General features: G+C 51.1%; 12 protein-coding genes and 1 riboswitch. All 12 genes read left to right on the top strand.

The annotated features are described in order from the left end of the window. Window positions 1-132: 132 nt before the first annotated feature. Window positions 133-234: riboswitch (purine riboswitch) on the top strand. A gap of 309 nt (window positions 235-543) precedes the next feature. The 12 genes from purE (at window position 544) to purD (ending at window position 15,230) form a co-directional block, all read left to right on the top strand. Continuing rightward, the gene (gene purE, locus ACE3MZ_RS20140; RefSeq protein WP_411346866.1) at window positions 544-1,044 is read left to right on the top strand and encodes a 5-(carboxyamino)imidazole ribonucleotide mutase; all 501 of its coding nucleotides are present in this window, start codon (window positions 544-546) and stop codon (window positions 1,042-1,044) included. After that, window positions 1,041-2,219: a 5-(carboxyamino)imidazole ribonucleotide synthase gene (gene purK, locus ACE3MZ_RS20135; RefSeq protein ID WP_411343883.1), complete on the top strand. Its 1,179-nt coding sequence runs from the start codon at window positions 1,041-1,043 to the stop codon at window positions 2,217-2,219. Before purE ends, purK begins: the two co-directional genes overlap by 4 nt. Before the next feature lie 4 nt (window positions 2,220-2,223). After that, window positions 2,224-3,519 (top strand): adenylosuccinate lyase, encoded by a 1,296-nt coding sequence (gene purB / locus ACE3MZ_RS20130; protein ID WP_411343882.1) that lies wholly within the window; start codon window positions 2,224-2,226, stop codon window positions 3,517-3,519. 32 nt (window positions 3,520-3,551) lie between these two features. Continuing rightward, on the top strand, window positions 3,552-4,445 hold the full coding sequence (locus ACE3MZ_RS20125) for a phosphoribosylaminoimidazolesuccinocarboxamide synthase (RefSeq protein ID WP_411343881.1): 894 nt from the start codon (window positions 3,552-3,554) through the stop codon (window positions 4,443-4,445). 684 nt (window positions 4,446-5,129) lie between these two features. Next, a complete protein-coding gene (purS, locus tag ACE3MZ_RS20120; protein ID WP_367064498.1) occupies window positions 5,130-5,375 on the top strand; it encodes a phosphoribosylformylglycinamidine synthase subunit PurS in 246 nt (81 codons plus the stop codon). A 4-nt stretch (window positions 5,376-5,379) separates the two neighbouring features. Beyond that, a complete protein-coding gene (purQ, locus tag ACE3MZ_RS20115; RefSeq protein WP_411343880.1) occupies window positions 5,380-6,069 on the top strand; it encodes a phosphoribosylformylglycinamidine synthase subunit PurQ in 690 nt (229 codons plus the stop codon). Continuing rightward, window positions 6,047-8,296 carry a phosphoribosylformylglycinamidine synthase subunit PurL gene (gene purL, locus ACE3MZ_RS20110; RefSeq protein WP_411343879.1) on the top strand — a complete coding sequence of 750 codons (2,250 nt, stop codon included), beginning with the start codon at window positions 6,047-6,049 and terminating at the stop codon, window positions 8,294-8,296. Before purQ ends, purL begins: the two co-directional genes overlap by 23 nt. Next, the gene (gene purF, locus ACE3MZ_RS20105; protein WP_411343878.1) at window positions 8,281-9,762 is read left to right on the top strand and encodes an amidophosphoribosyltransferase; all 1,482 of its coding nucleotides are present in this window, start codon (window positions 8,281-8,283) and stop codon (window positions 9,760-9,762) included. The genes purL and purF overlap by 16 nt, the downstream gene beginning before the upstream one ends. 794 nt (window positions 9,763-10,556) lie before the next feature. Then, on the top strand, window positions 10,557-11,600 hold the full coding sequence (gene purM, locus ACE3MZ_RS20100) for a phosphoribosylformylglycinamidine cyclo-ligase (RefSeq protein ID WP_411343877.1): 1,044 nt from the start codon (window positions 10,557-10,559) through the stop codon (window positions 11,598-11,600). Further along, window positions 11,600-12,220 (top strand): phosphoribosylglycinamide formyltransferase, encoded by a 621-nt coding sequence (gene purN, locus ACE3MZ_RS20095; protein ID WP_411343876.1) that lies wholly within the window; start codon window positions 11,600-11,602, stop codon window positions 12,218-12,220. The genes purM and purN overlap by 1 nt, the downstream gene beginning before the upstream one ends. Window positions 12,221-12,361: 141 nt before the next feature. Then, complete coding sequence (purH, locus tag ACE3MZ_RS20090; RefSeq protein WP_411343875.1) at window positions 12,362-13,909, top strand: bifunctional phosphoribosylaminoimidazolecarboxamide formyltransferase/IMP cyclohydrolase; 1,548 nt, start codon at window positions 12,362-12,364, stop codon at window positions 13,907-13,909. A gap of 40 nt (window positions 13,910-13,949) precedes the next feature. Continuing rightward, window positions 13,950-15,230 (top strand): phosphoribosylamine--glycine ligase, encoded by a 1,281-nt coding sequence (gene purD, locus ACE3MZ_RS20085; RefSeq protein ID WP_411343874.1) that lies wholly within the window; start codon window positions 13,950-13,952, stop codon window positions 15,228-15,230. Window positions 15,231-15,691: the final 461 nt, after the last annotated feature.

Below are 15,691 nucleotides of genomic sequence, written 5' to 3'. Positions count from 1 at the left end.
TTGGTGGGCATCTATCTTGGATACAAACTGTCCAAAATACGAACAATGAAAAATGTGAAGAATGTAACGTTCGCCTTTTAAGTTGACATACTGTGTAGCGGATTGGTACACTGTGTAATGAAGCTTATGAATAACGTGAATTGTGATTGTGCTCGTATAACGCCGGGGATATGGCCCGGAAGTATCTACCCGAAGACCTTAAATTTTCGGACTACGAGAGCGAAGGATGACCATGGGGAGTCGAATGTTTGGCTATTGCTGTGGATTGCTTGTGCTGCTGCGCCCTTACCGACTTGTTATGAACATGACGAAGACGGTGGGATGCAGACGTACGGCTTGTCATCTGTCATGCGCTCTGTAGTCCGGAAATCCTGAAAATCAATTGATTTTCGCCTGGGTTTGCGGATTTTTTATTGCCCAAAAGCGTTTGTGTATGTCTTGCAAATACTTTGGGCAGGCTAACATTGCGCAAACAGGCGGATGATATGCTGAATAGAGTCATACCCTGCAAGATTCATTCTTTTACAGAAAGTAGGTTATATGATGACGGTACAGATCGCTGTTGTAATGGGGAGCAAGTCAGATTGGGAAACGATGCAGCATGCTTGTCAGGTGTTGGATGAACTGCATATTTCTTATGAAAAGCAGGTCGTATCCGCGCATCGTACGCCGGATCTCATGTTCCGATTTGCTGAAGAAGCGCAAGATCGCGGCATCAAGGTCATTATCGCTGGAGCGGGCGGTGCGGCGCATCTACCAGGCATGATCGCCTCCAAGACGCTGCTTCCCGTAATCGGTGTGCCAGTGAAATCGGCGGCGCTGAACGGGCTAGATTCGCTGCTGTCGATTGTACAGATGCCGGGTGGCATTCCGGTAGCAACGGTAGCGATTGGCAAAGCGGGCGCGACCAATGCCGGACTACTGGCAGCGCAGATTCTTGGTGCATTTGACCGTGGAGTGTTGGAGCGGGTCAATGAGCGACGTGAGCGCATCAAGCAGGAAGTGCTGGAATCGAGCGCCACGCTGGGCGAGGACAGCTTATGAGTACAGAAGCAGGCACACGGGACGGACGTTTGATTCCACCGGGATCGATGATCGGAATTCTCGGTGGAGGTCAACTGGGACGCATGATGGTATTGCAGGGCGCACCGCTTGGTTATCGCTTTGTGACACTTGATCCGGCGGACAATGCGCCATGTGGGCAAGTGAGCAAGCAGATTGTCGCGCATTATGACGATACCGAAGCAGCGAGTCGGTTAGCGGCAGTGGCGGACGTGATTACGTACGAATTTGAAAATGTTGATGCTGGCGTAGCGGCACTGCTGGAAGAGCAGTCGTATGTGCCGCAGGGCAGCAAGCTGCTGTATACGACGCAACATCGTTTGCGTGAAAAGCGGGCGATTGAAGCTGCTGGAGCGACAGTAGCACCGTATGCGCAGGTGAATAGTGCTGATGAAACACTAGAAGCGGTACGTCGCTTCGGTACACCATGCGTGATGAAGACAGCAATGGGCGGATACGATGGCAAAGGGCAGTTCGTCATTCGCAGCGAGCAGCAGGCAGCGACCGCTTTTGCCGAATTGAGTCAGGCAGGCACGGAGCTGGTGGTAGAGCAATTTATCGACTTTCACTGCGAGTTGTCGGTCATTGCGGCACGCAGCTCCAACGGCGAAGTGCAGACCTTCCCAGTAGCGGAAAATATCCATGTGGACAACATCCTGCACCTGTCCATCGTACCAGCGCGAGTGCCGGACGAGGTACAAGAGAAGGCGCGTCAGATGGCGGTGAATATTGCACAATCGCTAGATGCAGTCGGACTGCTGGCGGTGGAGCTATTTTGCACGAAGAACGGTGAGCTGTACGTGAATGAGCTAGCGCCGCGCCCGCACAATTCCGGGCATTATACGATGGAAGCATGCGCGACGTCGCAGTTTGAACAGCATGTGCGCGCAATCTGCGGATTACCGCTAGGCAGTACCGAACTGCATACACCAGTCGTGATGGTGAACATTCTCGGCGAGCATGTGCCGGACGTTGTAGAGTGTATGCTGGCAGCCGATGAGAATGCAGAACAGCTGAACGTGATCCCGAAGTACCATTTATATGGGAAAGAAGAAGCCAAGCACAAACGCAAGATGGGACATATCAATGTGCTGTGTCATAATAGGGAAGACGCTCTGAACTGGATAGAGCAAACCAACATATGGAGGAATAAATAAAACCATGATTGAACGTTACAGCAGACCGGAAATGCGCAATATTTGGAGTGAAGAGAACAAATTCAAAGCGTGGCTGGAAGTGGAGATTTGTGCCTGCGAAGCATGGGCAGATCTCGGTGTTATTCCACACGAGGATGTAGCCAAGTTGCGTGCCAATGCTACTTTTGATATGGATCGCATCTACGAAATCGAGCAGGAGACGCGTCATGATGTGATCGCCTTTACTCGCGCCGTATCCGAAAGTCTAGGCGAGGAACGCAAATGGGTGCATTACGGATTGACCTCCACCGACGTAGTTGATACCGCACTCGGCTACCTGCTGCGCCAGGCAAACGAAATTCTGGAACGCGATATTATCAATTTTATTGAAATTTTGAAGGACAAAGCGCTGGCATACAAAAACACGCCGATGATGGGACGCACGCACGGTGTACACGCCGAGCCGACGACATTCGGTCTGAAAATGGCGCTGTGGCATGAGGAAATGAAGCGCAATCTGGAGCGTTTCCGCCATGCAGCAGACAATGTACAATACGGCAAAATGTCCGGTGCGGTTGGTACGTATGCCAATATCGATCCAGCAGTTGAAGAGTTTGTATGCCGCAAGCTGGGCACCAAACCGGCACCGATCTCCACGCAGACGTTGCAGCGTGACCGTCACGCCGAATACATGGCGACACTGGCACTGGTTGCCACATCGCTGGACAAATTTGCTACCGAAGTGCGCGCCCTGCAAAAGAGTGAATTCCGCGAGGTAGAAGAAGCCTTTGCCAAAGGTCAAAAAGGCTCCTCTGCAATGCCGCACAAACGCAATCCAATCGGTTCGGAAAATATCTCCGGTCTGTCGCGCGTCATTCGCGGTCATATGGTATCGGCTTATGAAAATGTCACTCTGTGGCATGAACGCGATATCTCGCACTCGTCCGTTGAGCGCATCATCTTGCCGGATGCAACGATGCTGCTGAACTACATGCTGAACCGGTTTGGAAATATCGTCAAAAACCTGACCGTGTTCCCGGAAAACATGCAGCGCAACATTCAACGTACGTATGGTGTACCATTCTCCGGTCGTGTGATGACCAAGCTGATCGACAAAGGACTGAGCCGTGAGCAAGCGTACGATACGGTACAGCCACGCGCGATGCAGGCATGGGAAGAACAACGCTCCTTCAAAGACATCATTGTGGAAACGCCAGCGATTACCGAGCTGCTGAGTGCGGACGAGATCGAAGACGCGTTTAATCCATCATGGCATCTGAAGCACGTCGATACCATTTTCAAAAAGCTGGGCTTGGACTGAGCGACCACTACACAGGGGAAAGGGAAGATGACATGACAGCACAGGCATTATCTACGGCAGCGGAACTGATCGACGCACCGCTGATCTACAAAGGCAAAGTACGTGAGCTGTATGATCTGGGCGAGCATCTGCTCATCGTCGTTACCGACCGCATATCTGCATTTGACTACGTACTGGAACCGCCAGTTCCGCACAAGGGCGAAGTACTCAATCGTCTTAGCGCCTACTGGTTCGGCGAAACGAAGCAACTGCTCGACAACCATGTCGTGCATATCGATGTAGATATTCTTGGTGACATCGTGCGCGATCCCGACGCTCTGCGCAACCGGATCATGGTCACACGCAAAGCGGAGCGGATTGATATCGAATGCGTTGTTCGCGGCTACATCACGGGCGGCGGCTGGCGTCAGTATCAGCAAACAGGTGAAGTTAACGGCATCCCGCTGCCACCAGGTCTGCGCAAAAATGATCAATTCCCAGAGCCGCTGTTTACCCCAGCTGCCAAAAACGATGTCGGTCACGACGAAGACATTTCTTTTGCCCAAATGCAAGAACAGGTCGGTGAAGAACTGGCAGAACAGTTACGCGATAAAAGTATCCAGCTGTACGAATACGCGCGCAAGCAATGCCAACAGCACGGCATCATCCTCGCCGACTGCAAATTCGAGTTCGGCTTGATCGACGGACAACTGATCCTGATCGACGAAATCTTCACCCCGGATTCCTCGCGCTTCTGGGCAAAAGAAAACTATGCACTCGACATCGAAATCGACAGCATGGACAAAGAACCGGTACGCACCTACCTGGCAAGCACCGACTGGGACAAAAACAGCCCCCCAGCCCCCTTACCAGCCGAAGTCGTCCAAACCACATCCACCCGCTACCTCACCATCTACGAAAAACTAACCGGCTCCAAACTTTCGTAGCCCGTTCATCAACAAACGGAGCAAGAGCGAGACAGCACACAAGTAGAGAATAGCGCAGAAATAAAGAAGTGAACAAGCAAATCCCAATGAATCACTCCATACAATTCTAGCCAGTACAGATAAGAAAAAGGTACAACTCAAACACCGAATTTTGCATCACAATATGCATTGATTCTTTAAGTACTGTACGAAGCATATGCAGTACACAAGCATAAAACGAAATAAGAACCGCCTTTAACAAACCAATCTCTAAAATGGTTTTAAAGTAATTGCTCTTCATCTTTTACAACTGCTACACCTTCAACACATGAATGGTTACACCAGTACCGTTTGCCGGTAGGATCAGGACGTATGCGCCACTTCTTATATAACAAGGAAGCGCGGAGCGTAGGGAAGGGAATAAGGGAAAAGGAACGACTTACAGTGTTTGTGATTTTCAAACACGGGGTTCAATGGGAAGTGATTTTTGCGAAAGCAAAATATCTTACAGCTTTGGAGGGGCGGGAATCTTCATTCTATCCAAATCCAAAAGATTCCCGCGGCTCCACCGGAGTTCCGTCTCCTTATCCCTTCCCGGAGCGGACACTCTCACCCAATCAAACAGTCCGCCCCACCACCCTGATCCACCCAAACAAAACCAAGTAAAATTCAACGCTCACCCACCACTAAGGAGGAACACCACCCATGATCAAAGCGACAGTCCACGTGACCATCAAAGAAAGCGTACTCGACCCGCAGGGAGCAACCGTACAGGGCGCTCTGCATACACTCGGCTTTAATGAAGTGGAAAGCGTGCGGATCGGCAAATTTATGGAGATCGAGCTGGACACCGACAACCGCGAAGAAGCGGAACAGCGCCTGAAAGTAATGTGCGAGAAGCTGCTTGCCAATACGGTCGTTGAAAATTACCGATTTGAACTGGAGGGTTAATCCCATGAAATTTGCGGTACTTGTATTCCCTGGCTCCAACTGTGATATCGACTGCTTCAAAGCGGTAGAAGAAACGCTGGGCGAGCCGGTTGATTATGTATGGCACACGGCGACAGACCTGTCTGCGTATGACTGTATTCTAGTTCCGGGTGGGTTCTCTTATGGTGACTACCTGCGCTGCGGCGCCATTTCCCGTTTTGCACCGGTCATGGCAGAAGTCATCAAAGCTGCCAAGCAAGGCAAATACGTACTCGGCATCTGCAACGGATTCCAGATTCTGACCGAAGCACATCTGCTGCCGGGCGCGCTGCTGCGCAATGAATCGATGAAATTCCGCTGTCATGATACCGTATTGACGGTAACGAACAACCAAACGCCATTTACACGGGATTATGAGCAAGGCGAAGAGATTATCATCCCGATTGCACATGGTGAAGGTAACTACTACTGCGACGAAGCGACGCTGGAACAGCTGAAAAGCAACAACCAGATCGTCTTTCAATATGGCGAGAATCCAAACGGCTCCTTGCACGATATTGCGGGCATCAGCAATGAACGTGGCAATGTAGTCGGCATGATGCCGCATCCAGAGCGCGCGGTTAACGAACTGCTTGGTACGACAGACGGCAAGAAAATGTTCACATCTATTTTGAAAGCCTGGAGGGATCAACATGACGCAGCAAACATCCGTTAAGGAACCGACGGCGGAGCAAGTCGCAGAACAGAAACTGTATCAACAAATGGGTGTCTCGGACACCGAATTCGATCTGATCTGCGGTTTCCTCGGACGTAAACCGAACTACACGGAAATCGGCGTATTCAGTGTAATGTGGTCGGAACATTGCGCGTACAAAAATTCCAAACCGCTGCTGAGACGTTTCCCGACCGATGGTCCGCGTGTCCTGATGGGACCGGGCGAAGGGGCAGGGATCGTCGATATAGGCGACAACCAGGCAGTCGTTTTCAAAATCGAAAGTCATAACCATCCATCCGCCGTTGAGCCATATCAAGGCGCTGCTACTGGCGTGGGCGGCATTATCCGCGATATCTTCTCCATGGGCGCGCGCCCGATCGCTTCGCTGAACTCCCTGCGTTTCGGTAAGCTGGAGAGCGAACGCGTGAAATATCTATTTGAGCATGTTGTGGCTGGGATCGCTGGCTACGGCAACTGTATCGGTATTCCGACGGTTGGCGGCGAAGTTATGTTTGATGAGAGCTATGAAGGCAATCCGCTCGTCAATGCAATGTGCGTCGGTCTGATCGATCATGACAAAATCCAGCGCGGCGTAGCCAAGGGCGTCGGTAATCCGGTCTTCTACGTCGGTCCACCAACCGGACGCGACGGCATTCATGGTGCCACATTCGCTTCCGAAGAATTGACTGAAGAATCCGAAGCGCGCAAAACAGCAGTGCAGGTCGGCGATCCATTTATGGAAAAGCTCGTGATGGAATCCTGTCTCGAACTGATCGATACCGGCATCGTACTCGGTATTCAGGATATGGGTGCAGCTGGTCTGACGTGCTCCAGTTCGGAAATGGCGAGCAAAGCGGGCAACGGTCTGGAGCTGTATCTGGATCAGGTGCCGCAGCGTGAAGAAGGCATGACCCCGTACGAAATGATGCTGTCCGAATCGCAAGAGCGTATGCTGTTCGTCGTTGAGCCGAAGGACGAAGCACAGGCGATGGAAATCTTCGAACGCTGGGGTGTCATCTGCGCCAAAGTCGGCAAAGTCACCGACGATGGTCGTCTGAAGCTGTTCCATCATGATGAGCTTGTTGGCGACATGCCAGTTCATGCACTGGTGGACGAATGCCCAATCTATAACAAGCCATCCTCGGTTCCGGCTTATTATGAGCAAATGGCATCTATCGACACTGCTGCTTATGACGAAGTGACCGATCTGTCCGGTGCATTACGATCCGTGCTGGCTTCGCCAACAGTAGCAAGCAAAGCATGGGTATATGACCAGTACGATTACATGGTACGCACAAGTACAGCGGTACGCCCTGGTTCGGATGCGGCAGTTGTACTCGTGAACGGCACACGCAAAGCGCTGGCGATGACGACCGATTGTAACTCCCGTTTTGTCTACCTTGACCCGGAAGTGGGCGGCAAAATCGCGGTCAGCGAAGCAGCACGTAATATTGTCTGCTCTGGCGCCGAGCCGCTCGCCATCACGGACAACCTGAACTTTGGTAGCCCGGAAAAACCAGAAATTTTCTGGCAAATGGAACAATCCGTTGATGGGATGGCAACGGCCTGCCGCGCGCTGGAAACACCAGTTATTGGCGGTAACGTCAGTCTATACAATGAAAATACACGCGGCTCCATCTACCCGACACCGGTTGTCGGCATGGTTGGACTCGTTCACGATACCGATCATATTACAACACAAGGCTTCAAGCAGAATGGCGACGTCATCTTCTTGCTGGGCGAAACGAAAGCCGAACTCGGCGGCAGTGAATTCCAGCATATCGTGCATGGTAAGACCGAAGGTCGTCCGCCAGCACTGGATCTGGTTATTGAGAAACAACTGCTGGACGGCGTACTGGGCGCGATTCAAGCTGGTCTGGTACAATCTGCACATGATCTGTCTGAAGGCGGTTTGGCGGTTGCACTGGCAGAATCATGTATTAGCGGCAAACTGGGCGCTGCGCTTGAACTGACATCCGGCGGATTGCGCAATGATCTGCTGCTGTTCAGCGAATCCCAATCCCGCATTTTGCTATCGGCAACCGCGGAGCAAGCAGATGCACTGCAAAGTCAATTGCAAGCTGCTGGTGTACCAATCACTCGTATCGGTACGGTGACACAGGAACAACAACTACAAATCCAAGTGGACGGCAAACAAGTCCTGACAGAAGAAGTGAAATCACTTCGTCAGGTCTGGGAGGATGCGATTCCATGTCTGATGAATTAAATCAGCATCAACTGTGGACCGGCGACTATTATAATCAGGGAACCGGACCCAATGATATTTTTGATACGTTAAAAGAGGAATGCGGCGTCTTCGGTGTCTACGGACACCCGGGGGCCGCTTCCCTGTCTTATTATGGTTTGCACGCCCTTCAACATCGTGGCGAGGAAAGCTGCGGTATCTGCGTCAGCGACCGCACCCAGTTTAATTACCATCGCGGAATGGGACTGGTAAAGGAAGTGTTTGACAAGGATATTATGAGCGGATTGACCGGCGACATCTCTGTCGGTCATGTACGCTATTCGACTAGCGGTAGCAGTCATCTGGGCAACGCTCAGCCGCTCGTATTCCGTTACCGTGCAGGCGAATTGGCACTGGCGACGAACGGCAATATCGTCAATGCTCCGCAAATTCGGCGCGAGCTGGAGGAAATGGGTTCTATTTTCCAAACGACCAGTGATACCGAAGTGGTTGCGCATCTAATCGCTCGTTCGCCGAAGCCATTGGTGGAAGCGGCGAAGGATGCGTTCCGCCGGATCGTAGGCGGATTTGCCTTTATGGTAATGACGAACGGACAACTGATCGTTGCCAGCGATCCGAACGGATTGCGTCCGCTAACGATGGGACGACTGGGCGACGCGTATATTTTCGCTTCCGAAACGTGTGCTCTGGAAACGATTGGTGCTGAACTGGTACGCGATGTACAGCCGGGCGAATTGCTCGTATTGAACGAAGACGGATTACAAGAAGACACATATATCGAACAGCCGCAGCGCAAAGCACTCTGCTCGATGGAATATATTTATTTTGCCCGCCCGGATAGCGATATGAATGGCTCCAACCTGCATTCTGCCCGGAAACGAATGGGTTCCGTGATGGCGCGCGAATCGTTTGTCGATGCGGATCTTGTGACCGGTGTACCGGATTCCAGTATCTCCGCCGCGATCGGTTATGCCGAGCAGACAGGCATTCCATACGAGCTGGGCATGATCAAAAACAAATACACCGGACGTACCTTTATCCAGCCTAGTCAAGAATTGCGCGAGCAGGGTGTAAAGATGAAGCTGAGCGCTGTCCGCCGTGTCGTGGAAGGCAAGCGCGTCGTAATGATCGACGATTCCATCGTACGCGGCACCACGTCGCGCCGGATCGTCAACATGCTGCGCGATGCAGGAGCGACCGAGGTACATGTGCGAATCACCTCACCACCTTTCAAAAATCCATGCTTCTACGGCATCGATACCCCGGATCGCCGCGACCTGATCGCGTCATCCAAAACCGTCGAAGAAATCCGTCAGGAGATCAACGCCGATTCACTCGCCTTTTTGAGCAATACCGGCTTGATCGAAGCAGTTGCTGGCGATAATCGTGGCGACTACAAAGGTGGCATGTGCATGGCGTGCTTTGACAACGACTACCCAACTCAAGTGGACTTCGGCGGCGAAGAACAATTCGGATGTGGGTGCTAATGGAATTACGCTGAGTGGAATAGGGAATGGGATTGGTGTGGCACCGCTCCGGGGAAGGATATAGGCTGCCGATCGCGGGTTGAAATCGGGTGCCTTGGATTGGATAACCCCTTGTAGAGGAAGGCACCCGATTTCAAAGGCGATCTATAGCCTATTTCCTTCCCCTCCGCTCCACACTCTCCCCATCCTATTCCAATAGCGAATTCGTTAGATCGGTTGGGGCAGTAGGGAAAGATAAGGATGATACATTATAATCAAAACCAACATCCTGACCAAACACGACCAATACAAAGAGAATACCGGATACGGAGTCTAAACCTATAAATAGCACGGAATCAACACAATCTCCAACAACAAAATAACCAAAACAATCACAGCAATCAAACCGACTCATCAATATAACCGACCAAGAGATATAGTCAATTCCACCATTCTCAAACGAGTCATTTCTAGTCCTATATCTCTAACTATTTCCTGTTTATTCTCTAATCCTATTTCTCTAAATCTTTAATCTCTAATCTCTACCAATCTCTTCCCATTACCACCCCACCCAAAGTTCGGAGCTTGGGTTTGGAGGGGGAAGGTGATCGTTGCACGTAGCGGAGGGAATGGAATCGTTCCGGGCGGAGCATTTGCGGACCGGCTTTTTACGACTCTTGTCATCATTCGGAAAAAGCCGGTCTGCAACGGCGAAGCCCGAACGATCCATTCCCGCAGCGCTGTAGCAACAGAACACCCCATCCCCTCCACCCCCAACTCCGCAAATATTTCAACATACGAAAGGTGCGATCACAGTGTCAGAAGCTTATAAAAATGCCGGTGTCGATATCGCGGCAGGCAATGAAGCGGTTGAACGGATGAAAAAGCATGTCAAAACGACGTTTCGCCCGGAAGTGATGACAGACCTCGGCGGCTTTGGTGCGCTGTTTGGACTGAATAAGGATAAGTACGAGGAGCCAGTACTCGTTTCCGGTACAGACGGTGTTGGTACGAAGCTGAAGCTCGCTTTTGCGATGGATAAGCACGATACGATCGGGATCGATGCAGTTGCCATGTGTGTAAACGACATCGTGGTGCAAGGGGCAGAACCGCTCTTTTTCCTCGATTATCTTGCCTGTGATCGGGTCATTCCCGAAAAGATTGAAGCGATCGTCTCCGGTATTGCGGACGGTTGTCGTCAATCCGGTTGTGCGCTGATCGGCGGCGAGACAGCGGAGATGCCGGGCATGTATTCGGAAGGTGAATACGATATCGCTGGTTTCACAGTAGGTATCGTGGATAAGCCGAAAGTCATTACGGGCAGCGATATCGCAGCAGGTGATGTCGTAATCGGCTTGGCATCAAGTGGCGTACACAGTAACGGATTTTCCCTTGTGCGCAAGTTGCTGCTGGAAGACGGCGGTTATGAATTGACAGCACAGGTAGCAGAACTGGATAACGCCGTGCTGGGACATGTATTATTGGAGCCGACGCGCATTTATGTGAAGTCGTGTCTTGCGCTGCAACAAGCGGTACAGGTCAAAGGCATGGCGCATATTACAGGTGGCGGCTTTATCGAGAATATTCCACGGATGTTGCCGGATGATGTAAATGTAGATATCGAATATGGAAACTGGCCGATTCTGCCGATTTTCCAATTGATGCAAGCGAAGGGCGGCATTAGCAACCGCGATATGTTCACAACCTTTAACATGGGGATCGGTATGGTGATTGTCGTTCCAGCGGAACAGGCGGAGCAGGCATTGAGCGTGCTACAAGAACAGGGCGAAGAAGCTTATCTCATCGGTAACGTCACGGAAGGACAGAAGATCGTCACCTTTACCGGAGCGGATATATAATGAACGTATGTAAGATCGCGGTATTTGCGTCCGGTCAGGGCAGTAATTTTCAGGCGCTTGTGCATGCGCAGCGCAGCGGATTGCTGGGGTCTGCGGAAGTTCAGCTGCTTGTATGCGACAAGCCGGCAGCACCGGTCGTAGAGCGTGCGCAGCAGGCAGGGATAGATACGTTTGTCTTTCAGCCGAAGGAATATGACAGTCGGGAAGCGTACGAACTGGATATTCTGAGCGAATTGGCGAAGCGAGATATCGACCTGATCGTGCTGGCGGGCTATATGCGTTTGCTAACGCCGACGATGGTGAATCCATACATGGGACGGATGATTAATATTCATCCGTCACTGTTGCCTGCTTTTGCCGGTAAGGATGCGATCGGGCAGGCGCTGGATTATGGTGTGAAATTGACCGGAATTACAGTTCATTTTGTCGATAACGGTATGGATACGGGGCCGATCATCGCCCAGCAGCCTGCACATATTCACCCGGATGATACGGCGGAGACGCTGGCAGAACGGATTCACAAGATCGAACAGACGCTATACCCGCGCGTCGTCTCGCAGATTGCTGCTGGTAAAGTACGACTTGCCGAAGATGGCAGACATGTCATCGTAGAGCAGTGAATAGAGGATTGCGAGAAGCTTTTGATAACGTATAGGGGACTGGCTTGTTATGTGGAGCAAGATATACCTGTATATTTGCCCAAACTGATAGCTAGTCAATGAACGATTTCTGTTTCCACTACAAAGGAGGAATTTTCAATCATGACGATCAAACGTGCGCTTGTCAGCGTATCCGATAAAACAGGTGTAGTCGATTTCTGCCGCGAATTATCGCAACTAGGTGTAGAGATCATTTCCACTGGTGGCACCAAAAATCTGCTTGCTGATGCAGGCGTGCCCGTCATCGGTATTTCCGAAGTGACCGGGTTCCCCGAAATTCTGGACGGACGTGTGAAAACACTGCATCCGGCTGTACATAGCGGTCTGCTGGCAATTCGCGACAGTGAAGAGCATCAGCAGCAAATGCAGAAACTGGAGCTGGGCTACATCGATCTCGTCGTTGTAAACCTGTATCCATTCCAAGAGACGGTCTCCAAGCCGGATGTCGCTTACGAAGACGCGATTGAAAATATTGATATCGGCGGTCCAACGATGCTGCGCAGTGCTGCCAAAAACCATGCCTTTGTGACGGTTGTAGTGGATGCAGGCGATTACGCAACTGTACTGGACGAAGTACGCAGTGAAGGTGATACGACGCTGGATACGCGCAAGCAGCTTGCTGCCAAAGTATTCCGTCATACTGCGGCTTACGACTCCCTGATCTCCGATTATCTAGCAGAAGTGCTGGAAACGCCGTTCCCTGAACGGTATACCGTGACGTATGAGAAAATTCAAGATCTGCGCTACGGCGAGAATCCGCATCAAAGCGCCGCCTTTTACCGCAAGCCACTGGCTCCGGCAGGCACGCTGACCACCGCAGAGCAGCTGCATGGCAAAGAATTGTCGTACAACAATATTAACGATGCCAATGCTGCACTCCAGATCGTCAAAGAATTTACCGAACCGGCGGTTGTAGCCGTCAAGCATATGAATCCATGTGGCGTAGGCGTAGGTTCTACCATTGCCGAAGCATACAACAAAGCGTACAGCGCTGATCCAACTTCCATTTTCGGCGGCATCGTAGCAGCCAACCGCGTGATCGATGCGGACACGGCGCAGCCGCTGAGCGAGATTTTCTTAGAGATCGTGCTGGCACCCGATTTCACACCAGAAGCGTTGGAGATTTTGACGAAGAAGAAAAATATCCGCCTGCTCAAAATGGGCGAATTCTCCTCGTCTGCTGATCGCAAACCGCAACAGATCGTGACTGAGGTGGAAGGCGGTATGGTCGTACAGGAGAGTGATGTACATTCTATTACCGAAGCTGATCTGAACATCGTCACTGAGCGCGCACCGTCAGCGGAAGAGATGAAGCAATTACTGTTCGGCTGGAAAGTCGTTAAGCATGTAAAATCGAATGCAATTGTCCTCGCAGCTGATGATATGACAATCGGCGTTGGTGCAGGTCAGATGAACCGCGTCGGTGCTGCCAAAATCGCCATCGAGCAAGCTGGCGACAAAGCGAAAGGTGCCATTCTCGCATCGGATGCCTTTTTCCCAATGGGCGATACAGTGGAAGCGGCAGCGCAAGCAGGCATTACCGCGATCATTCAACCGGGCGGCTCGGTCAAAGACGAAGAGTCGATCAAAGCGGCGAATGAGCATGGCATCGCGATGGTGTTCACCAGCGTGCGCCATTTTAAACACTGATCAAGTAGCATCCCTATTTCCACGAACGGAGTGTGACATTATGGATATTCTCGTCATCGGCAGCGGCGGACGTGAACATACAATCGTATGGTCGCTGTCCCAAAGTCCACAAACCGACAACATTTATTGTGCACCAGGCAATGCAGGTATCGGGCAAATCGCCGAGTGTGTACCGATTTCTGTACATGAATTTCAAAAACTAGCTGATTTTGCTGCTGACAAGCAGGTTGGGCTAGTTGTCGTTGGTCCAGACGATCCACTTGCTGACGGTATCGTCGATGTATTCGAAGCGCGCGGCATTCCGGTCTACGGTCCACGTCAAAATGCCGCTATTATCGAAGGCAGCAAAACCTTTATGAAAGACCTGCTGCACAAATACAATATCCCTACCGCCGCGTATGCCAAGTTCGACACATACGAAGTAGCGCTGGACTATTTGCAGCAGCAGCCCGTTCCTATCGTTATCAAGGCGGATGGTCTGGCAGCTGGTAAAGGCGTTACTGTCGCACGCAGTATGGATGAAGCCGTGGATGCGCTACAGGCGATTATGCAGGATAAAGTATTTGGCGAAGCAGGCAGTCGCGTCATTATTGAGGAGTTTATGGAAGGGCAGGAGATGTCGATCCTCGCCTTTGTCGACGGTGAAACCGTGCGTGTGATGCCTGCCGCTCAAGACCATAAGCCCGTCTATGATCATGATCAAGGTCCCAATACTGGCGGTATGGGCACCTATTCACCATTGCCGCATATTGATCAGCAGATTATCGACGAAGCGATTGCCGACATTATCATTCCAACTGCCAATGCGATGGTCTCGGAAGGTCGTCCATTTCAAGGCGTATTGTTCGCTGGTCTGATGATCACCCCGGATGGCAAGCCGAAGACGGTCGAGTTTAACGCCCGTTTTGGCGATCCAGAAACGCAGGTGGTGCTGCCACGCTTGAAGACGGATCTACTAGATATTTTTCTGGCAACCGTGAACGGTACGCTGGCAGATATCGAGATTGAGTGGAGTGATGAAGCAGCAGTATGCGTCATTCTTGCTTCTGGCGGTTACCCGGCATCGTATCCGAAGGGTTTGCCGATCTCTGGACTGGATCAGATCGATACCAAGCAGGCACTTGTTTTTCATGCAGGGACAGGTATAGGTAGCAATGGCGAGATCGTCACTAACGGTGGTCGTGTTCTCGGCGTTGTCGGTCTAGGTCACGATATTGCTTCCGCGCGTGCCAACGCTTACGCACAGGCGGAGCAGATTACGTTTGAAGGCAAGCATCAGCGTAGCGATATCGCTGCCAAAGCACTGGTTGAACAAGGTTGATGTTATTGTTTGCTAGCATTATTTTGGGGTCATGTCATGAGTCCGATTGCTCATTAGCTGTAATTGGATAAATAATGAAATCGCCATTTACATGGTGTAGTTGAATGTTCTGCTCATATAGATACTGTGGCACAGTACTCTCTATGATGCAGCTCCATTCTGCCATCCATGTAAATGGCTTTTTGCTATGGATTCCTCATGAAGGGGAAGCGGCGAAACATGATACAAATGGCTCATATTCTTCATTTACCCACCTAAAAATTAAAATTTTTGGTGATTATACCGATAAAAGGGTTAGGCTTTCCAATATACATAGAGATTGTTACGCTAGCTTCTTAACGAAGGCAGCAACAGAGTGTGCTGTCACCCATCATTTTTCACGCAGCTTCCCAATTGAAGTTTGACCAGACTGGAAAAGGATAAAACAAGCAGAAACGGAGGGATCCAAAGCAAGCAAGGGA

Origin of the sequence: Paenibacillus sp. WLX1005 (genome assembly GCF_046603685.1) — a bacterium.
GTDB lineage: Bacteria > Bacillota > Bacilli > Paenibacillales > Paenibacillaceae > Saccharibacillus.
Note: the sequence above shows the minus strand (reverse complement) of the source record. Positions and strands in the feature narration are given on the sequence as shown.

Coding starts and splice junctions, on each gene's coding strand:
- purQ (WP_411343880.1), top strand. CDS start 5,380: ATGAAATTTGCGGTACTTGTATTCCCTGGCTCCAACTGTGATATCGAC.
- purH (WP_411343875.1), top strand. CDS start 12,362: ATGACGATCAAACGTGCGCTTGTCAGCGTATCCGATAAAACAGGTGTA.
- purS (WP_367064498.1), top strand. CDS start 5,130: ATGATCAAAGCGACAGTCCACGTGACCATCAAAGAAAGCGTACTCGAC.
- purL (WP_411343879.1), top strand. CDS start 6,047: ATGACGCAGCAAACATCCGTTAAGGAACCGACGGCGGAGCAAGTCGCA.
- purE (WP_411346866.1), top strand. CDS start 544: ATGACGGTACAGATCGCTGTTGTAATGGGGAGCAAGTCAGATTGGGAA.
- purK (WP_411343883.1), top strand. CDS start 1,041: ATGAGTACAGAAGCAGGCACACGGGACGGACGTTTGATTCCACCGGGA.
- purB (WP_411343882.1), top strand. CDS start 2,224: ATGATTGAACGTTACAGCAGACCGGAAATGCGCAATATTTGGAGTGAA.
- ACE3MZ_RS20125 (WP_411343881.1), top strand. CDS start 3,552: ATGACAGCACAGGCATTATCTACGGCAGCGGAACTGATCGACGCACCG.
- purN (WP_411343876.1), top strand. CDS start 11,600: ATGAACGTATGTAAGATCGCGGTATTTGCGTCCGGTCAGGGCAGTAAT.
- purF (WP_411343878.1), top strand. CDS start 8,281: ATGTCTGATGAATTAAATCAGCATCAACTGTGGACCGGCGACTATTAT.
- purD (WP_411343874.1), top strand. CDS start 13,950: ATGGATATTCTCGTCATCGGCAGCGGCGGACGTGAACATACAATCGTA.